We start from the raw sequence: 16,217 nt of genomic DNA, 5'->3' as shown, positions 1-16,217 counted from the left end.
ATCAGCGCGTAGGCACAGGCGTGTTCGTACCAGGTCGGCGAGGTCGCCTCACGCAGTTACGAGACGGGCAGCCCGGATGCCACGTCGAACGCTTCCCCGGCACGCTGCGCCGTGACGAGGGCTGATCGCCGCGCGTCCGCCAGGGTCTTCGTGGCAAAGGGCTCTTGGTGCACCTTGCCGCTCACGGTCCACCGCACCTGAAATGGGGCCTTCTTGCTGTTGCGCTGGCGGATGCCCCAGATCCGCACGTCGTAGCTCTTCACTTGGTCCCTTCACAGGGAGAGGGGCCCGCCATCGCGGGCCCCTCTCGTGGTTGTAGGTGCGGTGTCAGGCGGCTTCCTCGTAGCTGGCGAGCCAAGCGTCGAGGTCGGCGCGGCGGACGCGGAGCTGTCCGTTCGGGAGCTTGATCAGGCGGGGGGCCTGGCCCCGGGCACGCATCCGGTGGAAGGCGGCGCGGCTCATGCCGATCTCGGTAAGGACTTCGGGGAGCTTGAGCATCTGCGGGCGGGACATGTCACTCCTCAGTGGGCAGGGATGACGCTGACTTGGTTGCCTGCTGTCGTGTGTCCGAGGCGCTGATTTCTGCGTCACTGCGTCATCTGTGTCACGGTGCGCGTCTGACCTGCGGTTTCTCGTGACGCGGCGGGTCGTGGGGCGCGTCATCTGTGACGCAGGGCGTGCGTCACAGATGACGCAGGTGACGGAGAATGACGCAGACGGCGGCCGTCTGCGTCACTGCTGTTGCGGCAGGTCACGGGCCGTTTCGGGCCCCTGGGTGACGCAGGTGACGCAGCACCTCTTCCCTTAGGACAAAGGGAGGGGTGTCTGTTGTGGTGCGCGGCTCCGGGCGTGAAATCGGAGCCGCTTCGCGGCGCGACCCATCGCGCGGCGGCGAGCCGCCGACCGCAAGAGGAGCACGTCCTCGCGGGCCCGGTGCTCTTCTTGCTTGTCCGCGCCGCGGCAGTCAGTGCAGCGCTTCCTGCTGGTGTGCGGGAGGCTCGGGCGGGCGGGTCATCTCGATGTAGCGGGCGGTGCTGGTGCGGCCCCAGTCGATGAGGACGGCGCGGGCGGCGAGGGTCGGTTGGAGGCGCTTGAGGCGGTCGGAGAGCACTTTGCCGGTGGTGGGCCCTTTGGCAGGGGACGGCATTCCTCGCCGCTGTAGAGGCCGGTGAGAGCGTGAAGCCACTCCGAGGACGTCATCCGCGTCTCCTCGCCCGGCATCATGTCGGCGGCGTGCTTGAGCACTGTCTGCGCGAGGAGGTCGCCTTCGATGACGTCGTCGTTGAGGTCGTCCAGGCTGGCCCGGTAGGCGTTGAGCGAGCCGAAGCCGGTCGCGGCGTCGAGCTGCGCGCACAGGTGCGCGAAGTCGGCCATCCGCAGGTCGGTCGGGATGTCCGCCTCGGCGGCCCGCACCTTCACGGTGAGGTCCAGGAGCGAGCCGAGGATGACGGGCAGCACCTCTTCGTACTCTGCCCACAGTTCCGCCTCGGTGCGCCGCACGCGCGGACGCTCCAGACGCAGCGGAAGGAGGCGTTCGGCGAGGTCGGGCCGGATCACGCCCACGTCGATGCCGGTCAACAGCATCGGCCGTCGGTAGCGGGCGCGGAAGACGTCCCCGTCGGTGAAGAGAGCGCGCTTGACGTTCTCGGCGCCGGTGACGATGCAGCACATGGCGTCCGACAGATCCGGGGTCATGTGGGACAGGTTGTCCAGCGCCGTGACCCACCCGGCCGCCACGGCCGCCGTCAGGTTCTCCTCGTCCTTCGGCGCGCGGCGCAGGTCGCCGCTCATGCCCTCGATAATCCGCACGAGCATCCGCCCGGCGGTGGACTTGCCCGCGCCCTGGGGCCCGGTGAGGAACGGCGCCGGGACGGGGGCGGACGGGCCGAGGCAGCCGATGAGCCAGGCGATGGCCAGGCATTCGGTCTCCGCGTTGGCGAAGTTGGTCAGCCTCAAGAGGAGGTCGATGCCCTTGCCGTCGGTGTCCTTGGCCGGCAGGGGGAGTTCCCCGGTGAGCTGGGTACGCCGCCAGCACACCTCACGCGGGTCAGGGACAGCGATGTCCCAGCCGGTGGGGTGGATGCGGACGGACTGCCCGTCGGTGCGCCCGAGGTCGAGCCACGTAGCACCGTCGAACCCGGGCGCAACGCGGATGTGGACTGGCTGCACGTCCTCGGTCAACGCGAGTGCCTCGATGAGGTCGAGCGCTTCCTTGAGGGCGGTGCCGTTGAACACGCCGATGCCGTCCTTGAACAGGCCGACCATGAGTTCCTGCCGGTGGCTGCCCGTCGTGCCCTGGGACCGGATCGGCCGGGCCACGGGGTGGCCGTTCTTCTGCGCGTAGACGGTGCCGTCGGCGGTGCGGAAGTACCGAAAATGCGCCTGCGCGTAGTCGGTGATGATCTCGTGGGCCGGGGTCTTGTCGTCCTCGGACATGGCTCACATCCCCAGGGCGGTGCGGGCGTTGGCCCACGCATCGGAGCAGTGCCGCACGGTCTCGCCCTTGTCCTGCGCGGCGGTGAACAGCCGCCCGACGTGAGTGTCGGTCAGGCAGCCGCACCGGCCGTGCGCGGACAGCACCGCGAGGAACGTGCGGTCGACGGTGGTGTGGATCGCGGTCCGGGCCTCGGTGATGCGCTGCTCCGCCATGGCGATGCCACGCTCCAGGTAGACGGGCGTGCGGTGACGGCACTCCCCATCCCCGGCGGGCGCGGCCAGACGGACGGCGGACTGTGCCGGCCGGGCCGGGGCGGGACTCCTTCGCGGCCAGGGAGCGGACGGTGTCGGGCAGGGCGGTCATGGTGCCGGTGCCGGGTCCGAGCCACCGGGCTGGCCGCCGCTGGACGAGAGGACTCTGGGGAAGATCGCGATAGCCCGTCGTCGGGTGCGCCGTCATGTACCCGTGGCTGGTGGTAGCGGGAAAGCGGCTGGCCCTGTGGGTGAGGTGGGCAGGGCACGGGGCGACAGATCTGACGCTGTGTTTTCAGTCGTTTGCCGTCGCGGTCTGGGTGTGCAGCAGGCCGCAGTAATGCCTTAATTGGTAAGAAATATCCATTTAGGGCCCTTTTATGGGCTGCTGAGGCAACGCCAGGGATCGAGGTGTCCGATGGGTGACGGTCATCGGTGCGAAAGGACGGGGACGTTGATGAAGATCTTGTTGAGGCACGCAGGTGGTGCCCGGACAGGGACGGTGGGCCGGCGGCCCGAGGCCGGGCCGCCGGCGGGCGTCCCGGCCGCGCCCCGGCGCTTGGGGTGGCGGTGGCTACTTGTCGCGGCGCTGACGCCCCTGCTTGCCCTGACCGCCACGCTCGCGAACGCCCAGGACTCCTGGGAAACGCTGCCCGATCTGCCCACCCCCCGACGTTTTCTGGCGGCGGCCACCGCACCCTGTCCCGAAGACATCGACGACCTGAAGGGGACCTGCGTGTACGCCATCGGCGGCCGAGGCGCTGCCGGTCGCCTGAGTGTGGTGGAGGCCTACAGCCCGGCGACGAACACGTGGCAGACGCTGCCCGACCTGCCCACCCCCCGCCAGGAGCTGGCGGCGGCCACCGCGCCCTGCCCCGAGGACATCGTGGACGGGGAGTATGAGACCTGCGTGTACGCCATCGGCGGCAACGGTGACCCGAGCGCGTTGACGGCCTACAGCCCGGCGACGAACACGTGGACTGAGCTGCCCGACCTGCCCACCCCCCGTGAGGACCTGGCAGGGGCGGCCGCGCCCTGTCCCGAGGACATCGACGGCCTGAAGGGGACCTGCGTGTACGCCATCGGCGGCAACGGACCTACCCGGAGCGCGGTGGAGGCCTACAGCCCGGCGACGAACACGTGGCAGACGCTGCCCGACCTGCCCACCCCCCGCCTTGAGCTGGCGGCGGCCACCGCGCCCTGCCCCGAGGACATCGTGGACGGGGAGTATGAGACCTGCGTGTACGCCATCGGCGGCAACGGTGACCCGAGCGCGTTGACGGCCTACAGCCCGGCGACGAACACGTGGACTGAGCTGCCCGACCTGCCCACCCCCCGTGAGGACCTGGCAGGGGCGGCCGCGCCCTGTCCCGAGGACATCGACGGCCTGAAGGGGACCTGCGTGTACGCCATCGGCGGCAACGGACCTACCCGGAGCGCGGTGGAGGCCTACAGCCCGGCGACGAACACGTGGCAGACGCTGCCCGACCTGCCCACCCCCCGCCAGGAGCTGGCGGCGGCCACCGCGCCCTGCCCCGAGGACATCGTGGACGGGGAGTATGAGACCTGCGTGTACGCCATCGGCGGCAACGGTGACCCGAGCGCGTTGACGGCCTACAGCCCGGCGACGAACACGTGGACTGAGCTGCCCGACCTGCCCACCCCCCGTGAGGACCTGGCAGGGGCGGCCGCGCCCTGTCCCGAGGACATCGACGGCCTGAAGGGGACCTGCGTGTACGCCATCGGCGGCAACGGACCTACCCGGAGCGCGGTGGAGGCCTACAGCCCGGCGACGAACACGTGGCAGACGCTGCCCGACCTGCCCACCCCCCGCCAGGAGCTGGCGGCGGCCACCGCGCCCTGCCCCGAGGACATCGTGGACGGGGAGTATGAGACCTGCGTGTACGCCATCGGCGGCAACGGTGACCCGAGCGCGTTGGAGGCCTACAGCCCGGCGACGAACACGTGGACTGAGCTGCCCGACCTGCCCACCCCCCACCGGGAGCTGGCGGCGGCGGCCGCGCCCTGCCCCAAGGACGTCGTGGACGGGAAGCTCATGGACGTCGTGGACGGGAAGAAGAACATCTGCGTGTACGCGATCGCCGGCCGAGGCGCTCCCGCTGACCCGCCGAGCGCGGTGGAGGCCTACAGCCCGGCGACGAACACGTGGCAGACGCTGCCCGACCTGCCCACCCCCCGCCTTGAGCTGGCGGCGGCCACCGCGCCCTGCCCCGAGGACATCGTGGACGGGAAGAAGGAGACCTGCGTGTACGCCATCGGAGGCGGCGGTGGTGAACCCGGTGACTCGACCGCGCTGGAGGCCTACAACCCGGCGACGAACACGTGGACTGAGCTGCCCGACCTGCCCACCCCCCACCGGGAGCTGGCGGCGGCGGCCGCGCCCTGCCCCAAGGACGTCGTGGACGGGAAGCTCATGGACGTCGTGGACGGGAAGAAGAACATCTGCGTGTACGCGATCGCCGGCCGAGGCGCTCCCGCTGACCCGCCGAGCGCGGTGGAGGCCTACAGCCCGGCGACGAACACGTGGCAGACGCTGCCCGACCTGCCCACCCCCCGCTTCGGCCTGGCGGCGGCCACCGCGCCCTGCCCCAGGGACGTCGTGGACGGGAAGGCCATGGACGTAGTGGAGCGGAGGAAGAAGACCTGCGTGTATGCCATCGGCGGCTCCAACGATTCCAACTTCCTCGGCACGGTGGAGGCCTTCGTCGTTACAAAGCGGCACCAGCGGTAGGTGCACCGGTGGAGCGGGGACACAGCCAGGCCCGCCTCTCCGCTCCGCCGCACGGCCACTGCGGCTTCGCGATCAGCGCACAGCCGAGGTCCTCTGATCCGCGACCCGCGACCCGCGACCCGCGACCCGCGACCCGCGACCCGCGACCCGCGACCCGCGACCGCAACCCGCAACCGAACGAGTTTCCTGGACGCCGAAGCAGATCCTCCGGCGTTCGCGGACCGCGATGACGAGTGAGGTCTGCCTCGAGGCGAGCGTGGATGGGCGGCACCCGCTGACGCGGCTGCTGTGCTCCACGACGCGAGAGCCCCTCTGGACCAACCTCGGGTATTCAGCGGAATTGGCCTATCTGACGGCCCGCTAGCAGAAAAGGTGCCGGGTGCTTTGAAAGGATGCGAGTGTAGAGCGACGATGCGCGCATGACAGCACCTCCTCGTGCTGAGTCGAAGCCTCTGGCCAACCTCTGGCCAAGCCGGGGTTCGTTCGACGTCAATCTCAGAGACTTGCGCAGGTCAGGCGTTTGTCAAAGGGCCACCACTCGGCGGTCTTGAAAACCGTCGTGGCGCGAGTCACCGTGGGTTCAAATCCCACACCCACCGCAGGTGAGACGGCCCCTGACCATCGCTGATGGTCAGGGGCCGTTGCATGTCCGCCCCGTGGGCTACGTCGCGGCCGGGACGAAGCCGCCGTGGGCGCGGCCGTCGGTGAGGAGGGCGGGCCAGTCGAGGTCCTCGGGGAGCGTGTCCAGCGACAGGACCACCGCGCCACCGGCCTGCTCAACCGCCGAGCACCAGGCGGACATCTCCTCGGCCTCGTCCTCCGCCTGGGCGCCCTGCACCAGGCAGCCGGCGTCCCCCGGGCCGTCCACCACCGTCATCGTGAGCCGGGGCATGAGCTGCCAGCCGTCGCACAGCGGTACGCGGCCGTCGGGCGCGTGGAGCGGGGGCAGGAACTCGTGGACGGGGGCACCGCCGAGCAGGAGCAGCGGGGTGGGGCCCATGACGAAGTGGGCGTTGTGGCGTGGCAGGAACATGGCGTCACGGTTCCACAGACGGATGGACGCGAAAGCGCCGCCCCCGCCCCGAGGGGCGGAGACGGCGCTCTTCGGACGGTGCGTCAGGAGGCGGAGCCGGCCTTCCGGCGACGGACCACGAACACGGCACCCGCACCGAGCGCGACTGCCGCGCCGGCGGCCGCCGCGAGCTGCGGCAGCGCGGTGTCGGCGCCGGTGTTGGCCAGCGTGCCGGTGGTGCCGCCCTGCGGGACGACCGCCGGCCTCGTCTTCGAGGTCTTGCCGGGCTTGGCGTCGTCGACCTTGCCCGGCTTGCTGCCGGCGGCCAGCAGGTCGAACTCGTACTCCGTGAAGAAGTTGCCGCCGCAGGTGCCGTCGTCGTTGACGTAGTCACCGGCCACGAAGGCCATGCCTTCGCCGGCGGGCGCCTTGGCGTCGACCTTCAGGCGCAGCTTGACGTCGGCGTGGGCGCCGGCCTTCAGCGGGCTGATGGAGCCCGCGTACTCGCCGTCCGCGACGTCGTTCCACCCGGGCGAGTTCTTGGTGGACCACTGAAGGTCGAAGTACTCGTCGATGACGTTGTAGCCGCTCTTGTCGGTCGCGTGGAAGTACACGAACGGCAGGACCTCGTCGAGGGTCTTGTCGGTGCCGTTGGTGACGCGGACCGAGAAGTCGACCGTGGAACCGGCGACGATCTTGGAGGGGAGACCCTGGGCGACGGTGGTCAGTCCGTTCTCGGGGACACAGGCGCCCTCGTCGTCACCGCTGTCGTCACCGTCGTCGTCCCCGTCCTCCTCCGCCTTGGCGTCGGCGAGGGCCTTGTCGGCCGCTTCCTTCGCCTTTAGCGCCTCGGCCGTGGCCTTCTCGGCCTTGGTCAGCGCCTGCCCGGCGCCGACGCGTGCGTTGTCGGCGTCGGTGGCGGCCTTCTTCGCCTTCTCGTCGGCGGCGGATTTGGCCGCCTCCGCGGCGTCGGCCGCGGCCTCGGCGTCCGCGACCTTCTTCTCGGCGGCGGCACTCTCCTCCTCCGTGGCGGTCTCGGGGAGTTCGGCCAGTTCGGTCTGGGCGTCGGCAAGCGCCTGGTCCGCGGCCTCCTTGGCGGTCTTCGCGGCGGCGGCCTCGTCGGCTGCGGCCTTGGCGGCCACGGCGTGGGGCGCCTCGTCGGAGCAGGCGAAGTCGAAGGCCTCCTTCGCCGCCTTCTCCGCGGCGACGGCGGCGTCGTACGCCTTCTGCGCCTCCGCGGCGGCCGCCTCCAGCTCCTCGATGGTCGGCTTGTCCTCCGCCGCCTGCTGCGCCGCCGACTGTCCGGCGGTGGGCCTGGCGTCCGCGAACGCGGGGGTGACGGTGAGCAGTACGGCGGGGGTGGTCACTGCGGTGACGACCGCCGTGGCCAGCATGCGGCGAATGTTCAAGAGAGCCCTTTTCTCGGGTCCGAGGCGCTGTCAGAACGCAAGTACAGGGCAGCCGCTGCGGGGGCACTCACGCATCGCGGCTGCCCGGCGATCGTATGACCGGAAATGGGGGAGAAGGAAGCAGGTTATGCAGATGCCGGGGACTGCTGCGGGCGTACGGCGGGAAGGCAAACCGGCGGATAAGCCGCAGTTGCCTCCGGGGTCGCACCCTCTTGTGTGATCCATGTCATCCGTGCGGTCCCGCCGTGAGCCGGGCCGCCGAGGCGATCGTCGCGCGGGCCTCCCGTTCCGGGAGGCCCGCCCGGACCGCCGCGTCGGTCAGCGCGTCTGCGAGCGCGTCGCCGAAGCCGTGCTCGTACGCGCGGCAGGCGGCCCAGAACAGCCGGGTGTTGCGCTGCCCCTCCTGTGCGGCGAGGACGAACTGGACCAGTCCCTGTCCCTGGTGCGTCCGGCTCGGCGCGCCCGCCGCCCCGGCCGGCAGGTGTCCGCCGGTGTGCGCGGCGTGGCGGGGCCGCGCGGGTGGTGCGATCAGGCGGAGGAGGGCGGGCGGGCAGGGGGCGGGGAGCAGGTGCGCGGTCCCGGGGGCCAGGCGGTACGCGCCGTGCGCGGTGACGGAGCCCGGTCCGACGAGGTACCCGCCGGTGCCGCGCACGTCGATGCCGGGGGCGAGACGGCCCGAGGAGTTGGGGACGACCACGTCGGGCGGGCCGGTGAGCCACAGGTGCCGGCCGCCGCTCGGGGTGAGCACGGTGACCGTCTCCGGGAGGGTGAACAGGTGGCGCAGGGCCAGGTGCCGGAGCTCCGCCACGGAGTCGGTGTGCGACGTGGTGTCGAGGTCGATGCCGATGAGCCGGTGCGGCGGGCGTCCGCAGGCGATGCCGTAGCCGGTCGCCCAGGGCGCGGCGGCGAACAGGGCGCGTACGGCGGTGGGGTCCGTGGTCGCGTCGTGCACGCCGTGACCGGGCAGGCCGCACTCGCCACGGCACAGGGACGGCCTCGGCTCGTCCCGGTGGGGAGAGCGCAGGGCCGGGAGCTTGGTGGGCGACAGCGGGATGACGGGGAGCCCGCGCTCGGCGGCGGTGAGGGCGTGGGCGAGGGCCAGGGTGGCGGTCTGCCGTTCGGTGATGGCCATGCCTCTATGTTCGTACACACGTTCGAAGAAGGGAAGGGGGACGGATGGGACGAAAGGATGGCGGAACGCTTCATCCCGTACGGCGGACGGGTTCGAAAGGTGCGCCGGTTTGGTGGGCGAGAGGTGGTTTGTCGACGTGTCATCACGCTTGCGAGCGAATCGTCCGGTTCTGGTGCGTTCACCGGGAATCCGGTGGGCAGCTCTGTTCTCGCGACGCCGTGGAGCAGGCGTCGGCATCACGCACCGGTGGGGGGTGCGGCCGGCCCGAGGGGGAGTGGGAAGGAGGTGAACGACCCGCTGCGCGAAGGCACTTGGAGGCCGTCGCGCAGGCGTACGGGTGTGCCACGTGTGGTCATCGGTCCACGGCCTTGACAGTCCAAAGTATCTGACGGACAGTCAGATCCTCTGGGGAGGGGGACGTGGTGACCGACGAGCTCTACGCACGGCTGAAGACGTACGAGGGGCGGCCCGTCGCCCTCGCCTGTGAAGGCAAGGACCCCGTCAACGAGCCGATGATCAGGCACTGGTGCGAGGCGATGGGGGACACGAACGCTGCGTACCGGGGGCCGGACGCCATCGCGCCCCCGGCCATGCTGCAGGTGTGGACGATGGGCGGGCTGTCGGGACACAGCGGCCGGGCGCCCGCCCAGGACGAGCTGTTCGCCCTGCTCGACGCGGCGGGGTTCCGGTCCGTGGTGGCGACCGACTGCGAGCAGGACTACCTGCGGCCGCTGCGCCCCGGCGACCGCATCACCTTCGACGCGGTGATCGAGGCGGTCTCGCCGCGCAAGACGACGAAGCTGGGGACGGGGTACTTCATCACCACGCGGACGGACGTGCGGGCCGGCGGAGAGCCGGCGGGCACGCACCGCTTCCGCATCCTCAAATACGCACCGGCCGCCCGGCCGGCCCGAGCCGCTCCGTCCCCCGCGGCCGAGCGCCCGCGCCCGGTGGTCAACCGGGACAACGAGGGGTTCTGGCAGGGCGTGGCCGCCCACCGGCTGCTCATCCAGCGCTGCGGCGGCTGCGGGACGCTGCGCCTGCCCTGGCTGCCGGGGTGCGCGGCATGCGGCTCGCCCGACTGGGACGCGGTGGCCGCGAGCGGCGCGGGCACCGTCTTCTCGTACGTGGTGATGCACCATCCGCCCTTCCCCGCGTTCGACCCGCCGTACGCGGTGGGGCTGATCGAGCTGGCCGAGGGCGTGCGGTTCGTGAGCAACGTCGTCGGGGTGCCGTACGACAAGGTCCGCATCGGGATGCCGGTGGAGCTGGAGTTCCTGCGGGTGGACGACGACCTGGAGCTGCCGGTCTTCCGGGCCGCGCCGGAGCGGAGGGAGGCCGTATGAGCCCGGTCCCGGTCCCGGGCACGGAGCTGCCTCCGCTCACCGTTCCCGTCACGCGCACGCTGATCGTCGCCGGCGCCGTCGCCTCGCGCGACTACCAGGACGTGCACCACGACGCCGAGCTCGCGCGGGAGAAGGGGGCCCCGGACGTCTTCATGAACATCCTGACGACGAACGGCCTGGTCGGGCGGTACGTCACCGACTTCTTCGGGGAGCGTGCCGTGCTGCGCCGGGTCGCCGTACGGCTCGGTGTGCCCAACTACCCGGGGGACTCCATGGTGTTGACCGGCACGGTCGAGGCGAGCGACGGCACGACGGCCGAGGTGCGGGTCGTCGGCGTCAACGGCCTCGGCACCCATGTGACGGGCACCGTGACCGTGACCCTCCCGGAGGAGAGCGCATGAGCATCCGGGGAAAGGACGCGCTCGGCGGCAAGGCGGCCGTGGCCGGGATCGGCGCGACGGAGTTCTCCAAGGATTCCGGTCGCAGCGAGCTGAAGCTCGCCGTGGAGGCCGTGCGGGCCGCGCTCGACGACGCCGGCCTCTCCCCCGCCGACGTCGACGGCATGGTCACCTTCACCATGGACACCAGCCCGGAGATCACGGTCGCCCAGGCCGCGGGCATCGGCGCGCTGTCCTTCTTCTCACGCGTCCACTACGGCGGCGGCGCGGCCTGCGCCACCGTGCAGCAGGCGGCGCTGGCCGTCGCCGCGGGCATCGCCGACGTCGTCGTCTGCTACCGGGCGTTCAACGAGCGCTCCGGGCGCCGCTTCGGCTCCGGGGTGCGGCACCGCGAGCCGTCGGCGGAGGGCGCCGCGCTCGGCTGGAGCCTGCCCTTCGGACTGCTGACCCCGGCCTCCTGGGTGGCGATGGCAGCGCAGCGCTATCTGTACGCGTACGGGCTGACGCCCGAGGTGTTCGGTCATGTCGCCGTGAGCGGCCGGCGGTACGCGGCGACCAACCCGGCCGCGTACTTCCACGGCAGGCCGATCAGCCTCGCGGACCATGCCGCGTCGCGGTGGATCGCCGAGCCCCTGCGGCTGCTGGACTGCTGCCAGGAGACCGACGGCGGCCAGGCGATCGTCGTCACCGGCGTCGAGCGCGCCCGTGACCTGCCGCATCCGCCCGCGGTGGTCCTCGCCGCGGCCCAGGGAGCGGGGAGGGCCCAGGAGCAGATGACCAGCTTCTACCGCGACGACCTCACCGGACTGCCCGAGACGGGCGTGGTGGCCCGCCAGTTGTGGCGCACCTCGGGGCTCGGTCCCGCAGGCATCGACGTGGCGATCCTGTACGACCACTTCACGCCGTTCGTGCTGATGCAGCTGGAGGAGTTCGGATTCTGCGGGCCCGGGGAGGGGGCCGCTTTCGTGGCGGCGGACCGGCTGCCCCTGAACACTCACGGGGGCCAGCTGGGCGAGGCGTACCTGCACGGGATGAACGGGATCGCCGAGGCGGTCAGGCAGGTGCGCGGCACCTCGGTGAACCAGGTGCCGGGCGCGTCCAGGGTGCTGGTCACGGCGGGCACCGGGGTCCCCACCTCCGGACTGGTCCTCGGGGCCGACGGCGCGTAGCCCCTGCGGGTGCCCTCCACCTTCAGGAGGTGCGGCCCGCGCCGGCCCTACAACCTGAGGGGGACACCGCTTCGGTCCCTGGGGCCGATCCGCCGCGGCGGGCCCGCTCCTAGCGTGGAGACATGACCACGCCAGTCTGTACGAGCGCCTCCCAGGCCGCCGCGCCGGTGCCGTCGTACACGCCTTACACCTCGTTCTCGTCGTATGTACGGGCGCGGGGGCCCGTACTGCTGCGGACCGCCAGGTCGCTCACCGCGAACCCGAGCGATGCCGAGGACCTGCTGCAGACCGCGCTCACCAAGACGTATGTCGCGTGGGACCGGATAGAGGACCACCGTGCGCTCGACGGCTATGTGCGGCGCGCGCTGCTCAACACCCGCACGTCGCAGTGGCGCAAGCGCAAGGTGGACGAGTTCGTCTGCGACGAGCTGCCCGAGCAGGAGACCGTCGCGGCGACGGACCCGGCCGAGCAGCAGGTGCTGCACGACGCGATGTGGCGTGCGGTGATGAAGCTGCCGGACCGGCAGCGGGCCATGGTCGTCCTGCGGTACTACGAGGACCTGAGCGAGGCTCAGACAGCCGAGGTGCTGGGCGTGTCGATCGGTACGGTCAAGAGCGCGGTGTCGCGGGCGCTCGGAAAACTGCGCGACGATCCGGAGCTGACCCTTGTCCGCTGACCGGATGCGGACGCCCGATCCGGACGCCACCGACGCGTCATGTGCGGTGTTGGTCGGTGATGTGCGGTATTCACTACTCCCGGGTAGTGACATACCGCTTGGTATGTGCGCAGAATCTTCCCACTTGCCGCAACGTAGCGCCAGCGCCCACGGGAGGACGCCGTGCTGAGCACCATGCAGGACGTACCGCTGACTGTGACCCGCATCCTTCAGCATGGGATGACGATCCACGGAAAGTCGCAGATCACCACCTGGACCGGCGAGCCGGAACCCCAGCGCCGCAGCTTCGCCGAGACCGGTCGGCGCGCCACTCAGCTGGCCAACGCCTTGCGCGATGAGCTCGGCATCGACGGCGACCAGCGCGTGGCCACCCTCATGTGGAACAACGCGGAGCACGTCGAGGCGTACTTCGCGATCCCCTCCATGGGCGCCGTGCTCCACACACTGAACCTGCGCCTGCCCGCCGAGCAGCTCGTGTGGATCGTCAACCACGCCGGCGACCGCGCCGTGATCGTCAACGGTTCGCTGCTCCCCCTGCTCGCCCCGCTCCTGCCGCACCTGCCGACCATCGAGCACATCGTGGTCTCCGGCCCCGGCGACCGGTCGCTGCTCGCCGACACCGAGGCGCAGGTCCACGAGTACGAGGAGCTGATCGCGGGCAGGCCGACCACGTACGACTGGCCCGAGCTGGACGAGCGCAGCGCCGCGGCCATGTGCTACACCTCCGGCACCACGGGCGACCCCAAGGGCGTCGTCTACTCCCACCGCTCCATCTACCTGCACTCCATGCAGGTCAACATGGCCGAGTCGATGGGCCTGACCGAAGCGGACACCACCCTCGTGGTCGTCCCGCAGTTCCACGTGAACGCCTGGGGCCTGCCGCACGCCACCTTCATGACCGGCATCAACATGCTGATGCCCGACCGCTTCCTCCAGCCCGCGCCGCTGGCCGACATGATCGAGCGCGAGAGGCCGTCGCACGCCGCGGCCGTCCCCACCATCTGGCAGGGCCTGCTCGCGGAGGTCACCGCCAACCCGCGCGACCTCAGCTCCATGAAGCAGGTCACCATCGGCGGCGCCGCCTGTCCGCCCTCCCTCATGGAGGCGTACGACAAGCTCGGCGTGCGGCTGTGTCACGCCTGGGGCATGACGGAGACCTCGCCGCTCGGCACCATGGCTCATCCGCCGGCCGGTCTGAGCGCCGAGGACGAGTGGCCCTACCGCGTCACGCAGGGCCGCTTCCCGGCCGGTGTGGAGGGACGGCTCGTGGGCCCCGGCGGCGAGTTCCTGCCCTGGGACGGCGAGTCCGCCGGTGAGCTGGAGGTCCGCGGCAGTTGGATCGCCGGCGCCTACTACGGCGGATCGGGCGGGGAGGACTTCCGCCCCGAGGACAAGTTCAGCGAGGACGGCTGGCTGAAGACCGGCGACGTCGGCGTGATCAGCCCGGACGGCTACCTGACGCTGACCGACCGGGCCAAGGACGTCATCAAGTCCGGCGGCGAGTGGATCTCCAGCGTCGAGCTGGAGAACGCGCTGATGGCGCACCCGGAGGTCGTCGAGGCGGCCGTCGTCGCCGTCCCGGACGAGAAGTGGGGCGAGCGTCCGCTGGCGACGGTCGTGCTCAAGGAGGGATCGACGGCGGACTACGCGGCGCTGCGGGACTTCCTGGCGGAGTCGATCGCCAAGTGGCAGCTGCCCGAGCGGTGGTCGATCGTGCCGGCGGTGCCCAAGACGAGCGTGGGCAAGTTCGACAAGAAGGTGATCCGCAGGCAGTACGCCGACGGGGAGCTGGACGTCACCGAGCTGTAGTCGTCACGCCGCCGCAGCGGCGGCGGGTTCCTGCCCTGGGACGACGAAGGGGCCGGCGGTCATCACCGCCGGCCCCTTTCGCGTGAACGTCGGCGCGTGGGCGTCAGTTGGTGCCGATCTTCGCGAGCAGATCGACGATGCGGGCCTGGACCTCGCTGCTGGTCGACCGCTCGGCGAGGAAGAGCACCGTCTCCCCCGACGACAGCCGCGGCAGTTCGGCCGGGTCGAGACCCGCCGAGGTGTATACGACGAGCGGCGTGCGGTTCAACTGCCCGTTCGCGCGCAGCCAGTCGATGATCCCGGCGCGCCGGCGGCGCACCTGCATCAGGTCCATCACCACCAGGTTCGGGCGCATCTGGGTCGCCAGCGTCACCGCGTCCGCGTCGGTGCCGGCCCGGGCCACCTGCATCCCGCGCCGCTCCAGCGTCGCCGTCAGCGCGAGCGCGATCTCCTCGTTCTCCTCGATCAGCAGCACGCGCGAGGGGTGCTGCTCGCTGTCGCGCGGGGCCAGCGCCTTGAGCAGAACGGCCGGGTCGGCGCCGTACGCCGCTTCCCGTGTCGCCTGCCCGAGGCCCGCGGTCACCAGCACCGGCACCTCGGCGGCCACGGCGGCCTGCCGCAGCGACTGCAGCGCGGTCCGCGTGATCGGCCCCGTCAGCGGGTCCACGAACAGGGCCGCGGGGAACGCCGCGATCTGCGCGTCCACCTCTTCGCGGGAGTGCACGACGACGGGCCGGTAGCCGCGGTCGCTGAGCGCCTGCTGCGTGGGGACGTCCGGCGCCGGCCACACCAGCAGCCTGCGCGGGTTGTCCAGCGGCTCGGGCGGCAGCTCGTCGTCGACGGGCTGCGGCTGGGGCCTGTTGGCGACCTCGACCGCGCCGCCGGGTCCGTCCAGCGGCTCGGGACCCTCGGCGCCCTCGTCGGGCGCCCCTATCGCGTACGCGCGGCCTTCCGAGCGGTCGGCGGGCAGGCGCGACGTGCCCGGCGCCGGGACGGGCGCGGGGCTGGGCGCGGGGCTCGGCGCGGCCTGCGGCTGCGGATGGGGACGGGCGGCGGCCTGGGGGAGGTCGCTGTCCGGGCGCGTGCCCAGCTTGCGGCGGCGGCCGGAGCCGAGCGTCTGGTTCTGCTGCTGCGTGAGGTGCTGCACGAACGGCACGCCCTGCCCGAGGGTGCGCACACTGAACGCGCGCCCCTGTGTCGAGTCCGCGGTGACCGGCTCCTCGGCGGGCAGCGGCTGGGCGACGCGGGGCGGGGGCACGGCCGCTCCGGCCGCGGCTGCCGGTCCCGTGACGGGACGCGCCGGCGGCAGCGGTACGGACACGGATCCGGTGTCCGTACCCCGCGCGGGAGTGCTCGCCGCGTCCGTGGAGTCCTGCGGCGCCTGAGCCGTGGCCTGTGCAGGGACGGAGCCCGTCTGCCCGTTCTCCGGTGCGGCAGGCGTCGCCTGCGCCGCCGGCCCGCCGCCCGACGTGCTGTCCGGCGCGGTCCGCTGGGCCTGGCCGGGCAGAACGGGCTGCGGAGCGACCTGCTGAACGGCGGTCTCCTCGGCGGTCTCCTCGGCCGTCCCGACGGCCGCCTCGCCGGTGGCGGGCGCCTGTGCCTGACCGCGGGCACGCCTGCGGCCGGTGGGTGCCGGATGCGGCTGCGGCGGCGTGTGGTGCTCCGCGCCGGGGGCCGTGGCCACGGCGTCGTGCTGTTCGGCCGGGATCGCGGCGGCAGTCCCCGGCTGCACCCGGTCCGCCTCGGCGGGCGGCAGCGCGAACGCGGTCCGTGCGGCGCCCTCCGCCTCGGCCGGTGCCGGGGCGAGCGCCCGCCGGGCCCGGCG

The 16,217-nt window shown here is 71.8% G+C and carries 11 protein-coding genes and 3 pseudogenes; 6 read left to right on the top strand and 8 right to left on the bottom strand.

What is annotated here, in order from left to right:
• Nucleotides 1-56 precede the first annotated feature (56 nt).
• From HW130_RS36715 to HW130_RS10675, 4 genes and pseudogenes are all read right to left on the bottom strand, one after another.
• Nucleotides 57-263, bottom strand: a complete 207-nt coding sequence (locus HW130_RS36715; protein WP_256356019.1) for a hypothetical protein — start codon at nucleotides 261-263, stop codon at nucleotides 57-59.
• A 64-nt stretch (nucleotides 264-327) separates the two neighbouring features.
• Nucleotides 328-513: an AlpA family transcriptional regulator gene (locus tag HW130_RS10685; protein ID WP_177149249.1), complete on the bottom strand. Its 186-nt coding sequence runs from the start codon at nucleotides 511-513 to the stop codon at nucleotides 328-330.
• Nucleotides 514-964: 451 nt separating this feature from the next.
• A pseudogene (locus HW130_RS10680) lies at nucleotides 965-2,436 on the bottom strand (ATP-binding protein).
• A 3-nt stretch (nucleotides 2,437-2,439) separates the two neighbouring features.
• Nucleotides 2,440-2,830: pseudogene (locus tag HW130_RS10675) on the bottom strand (DNA primase); the annotation flags it as partial.
• Between the two features lie 315 nt (nucleotides 2,831-3,145).
• On the opposite strand from HW130_RS10675, the gene HW130_RS10670 reads away from it, so the two are divergent.
• Nucleotides 3,146-5,440 (top strand): kelch repeat-containing protein, encoded by a 2,295-nt coding sequence (locus tag HW130_RS10670; protein ID WP_177149248.1) that lies wholly within the window; start codon nucleotides 3,146-3,148, stop codon nucleotides 5,438-5,440.
• A gap of 661 nt (nucleotides 5,441-6,101) precedes the next feature.
• Here HW130_RS10670 and HW130_RS10665 read toward each other — a convergent pair.
• From HW130_RS10665 to HW130_RS10655, 3 genes are all read right to left on the bottom strand, one after another.
• Nucleotides 6,102-6,473, bottom strand: coding sequence for a hypothetical protein (locus tag HW130_RS10665; protein WP_177149247.1), 372 nt, complete (start codon nucleotides 6,471-6,473; stop codon nucleotides 6,102-6,104).
• Nucleotides 6,474-6,556: 83 nt separating this feature from the next.
• Nucleotides 6,557-7,846: an LPXTG cell wall anchor domain-containing protein gene (locus HW130_RS10660; protein WP_256356018.1), complete on the bottom strand. Its 1,290-nt coding sequence runs from the start codon at nucleotides 7,844-7,846 to the stop codon at nucleotides 6,557-6,559.
• Nucleotides 7,847-8,087: 241 nt separating this feature from the next.
• Nucleotides 8,088-8,993, bottom strand: a complete 906-nt coding sequence (locus HW130_RS10655) for a bifunctional DNA primase/polymerase (RefSeq protein ID WP_177149245.1) — start codon at nucleotides 8,991-8,993, stop codon at nucleotides 8,088-8,090.
• Nucleotides 8,994-9,412: 419 nt separating this feature from the next.
• Here HW130_RS10655 and HW130_RS10650 point away from each other — a divergent pair, with 419 nt between their 5' ends.
• From HW130_RS10650 to HW130_RS10630, 5 genes are all read left to right on the top strand, one after another.
• Complete coding sequence (locus tag HW130_RS10650; protein ID WP_375256523.1) at nucleotides 9,413-10,339, top strand: bifunctional MaoC family dehydratase N-terminal/OB-fold nucleic acid binding domain-containing protein; 927 nt, start codon at nucleotides 9,413-9,415, stop codon at nucleotides 10,337-10,339.
• Nucleotides 10,336-10,740 (top strand): MaoC/PaaZ C-terminal domain-containing protein, encoded by a 405-nt coding sequence (locus HW130_RS10645; protein WP_177149244.1) that lies wholly within the window; start codon nucleotides 10,336-10,338, stop codon nucleotides 10,738-10,740. The genes HW130_RS10650 and HW130_RS10645 overlap by 4 nt, the downstream gene beginning before the upstream one ends.
• Complete coding sequence (locus HW130_RS10640) at nucleotides 10,737-11,906, top strand: lipid-transfer protein (RefSeq protein ID WP_177149243.1); 1,170 nt, start codon at nucleotides 10,737-10,739, stop codon at nucleotides 11,904-11,906. The genes HW130_RS10645 and HW130_RS10640 overlap by 4 nt, the downstream gene beginning before the upstream one ends.
• Nucleotides 11,907-12,028: 122 nt before the next feature.
• Nucleotides 12,029-12,583, top strand: coding sequence for a SigE family RNA polymerase sigma factor (locus tag HW130_RS10635; RefSeq protein ID WP_177149242.1), 555 nt, complete (start codon nucleotides 12,029-12,031; stop codon nucleotides 12,581-12,583).
• A 162-nt stretch (nucleotides 12,584-12,745) separates the two neighbouring features.
• The gene (locus HW130_RS10630; protein ID WP_177149241.1) at nucleotides 12,746-14,392 is read left to right on the top strand and encodes a long-chain fatty acid--CoA ligase; all 1,647 of its coding nucleotides are present in this window, start codon (nucleotides 12,746-12,748) and stop codon (nucleotides 14,390-14,392) included.
• A 103-nt stretch (nucleotides 14,393-14,495) separates the two neighbouring features.
• Here HW130_RS10630 and HW130_RS10625 read toward each other — a convergent pair.
• Nucleotides 14,496-16,217 (bottom strand): annotated as a pseudogene (locus tag HW130_RS10625) (PAS domain S-box protein); the annotation flags it as partial.

The organism is Streptomyces sp. PKU-EA00015, from assembly GCF_013387495.1.
In the GTDB taxonomy this organism is placed as follows: domain Bacteria; phylum Actinomycetota; class Actinomycetes; order Streptomycetales; family Streptomycetaceae; genus Streptomyces.
This window is presented reverse-complemented; position numbering and strand designations above follow the sequence as displayed.

Bases quoted from the DNA above. Each gene is read 5' to 3' on its own strand.
- HW130_RS10685 (WP_177149249.1), bottom strand. From the start codon at position 513: ATGTCCCGCCCGCAGATGCTCAAGCTCCCCGAAGTCCTTACCGAGATC.
- HW130_RS10670 (WP_177149248.1), top strand. From the start codon at position 3,146: ATGAAGATCTTGTTGAGGCACGCAGGTGGTGCCCGGACAGGGACGGTG.
- HW130_RS10665 (WP_177149247.1), bottom strand. From the start codon at position 6,473: ATGTTCCTGCCACGCCACAACGCCCACTTCGTCATGGGCCCCACCCCG.
- HW130_RS10660 (WP_256356018.1), bottom strand. From the start codon at position 7,846: ATGCTGGCCACGGCGGTCGTCACCGCAGTGACCACCCCCGCCGTACTG.
- HW130_RS10655 (WP_177149245.1), bottom strand. From the start codon at position 8,993: ATGGCCATCACCGAACGGCAGACCGCCACCCTGGCCCTCGCCCACGCC.
- HW130_RS10645 (WP_177149244.1), top strand. From the start codon at position 10,336: ATGAGCCCGGTCCCGGTCCCGGGCACGGAGCTGCCTCCGCTCACCGTT.
- HW130_RS10640 (WP_177149243.1), top strand. From the start codon at position 10,737: ATGAGCATCCGGGGAAAGGACGCGCTCGGCGGCAAGGCGGCCGTGGCC.
- HW130_RS10635 (WP_177149242.1), top strand. From the start codon at position 12,029: ATGACCACGCCAGTCTGTACGAGCGCCTCCCAGGCCGCCGCGCCGGTG.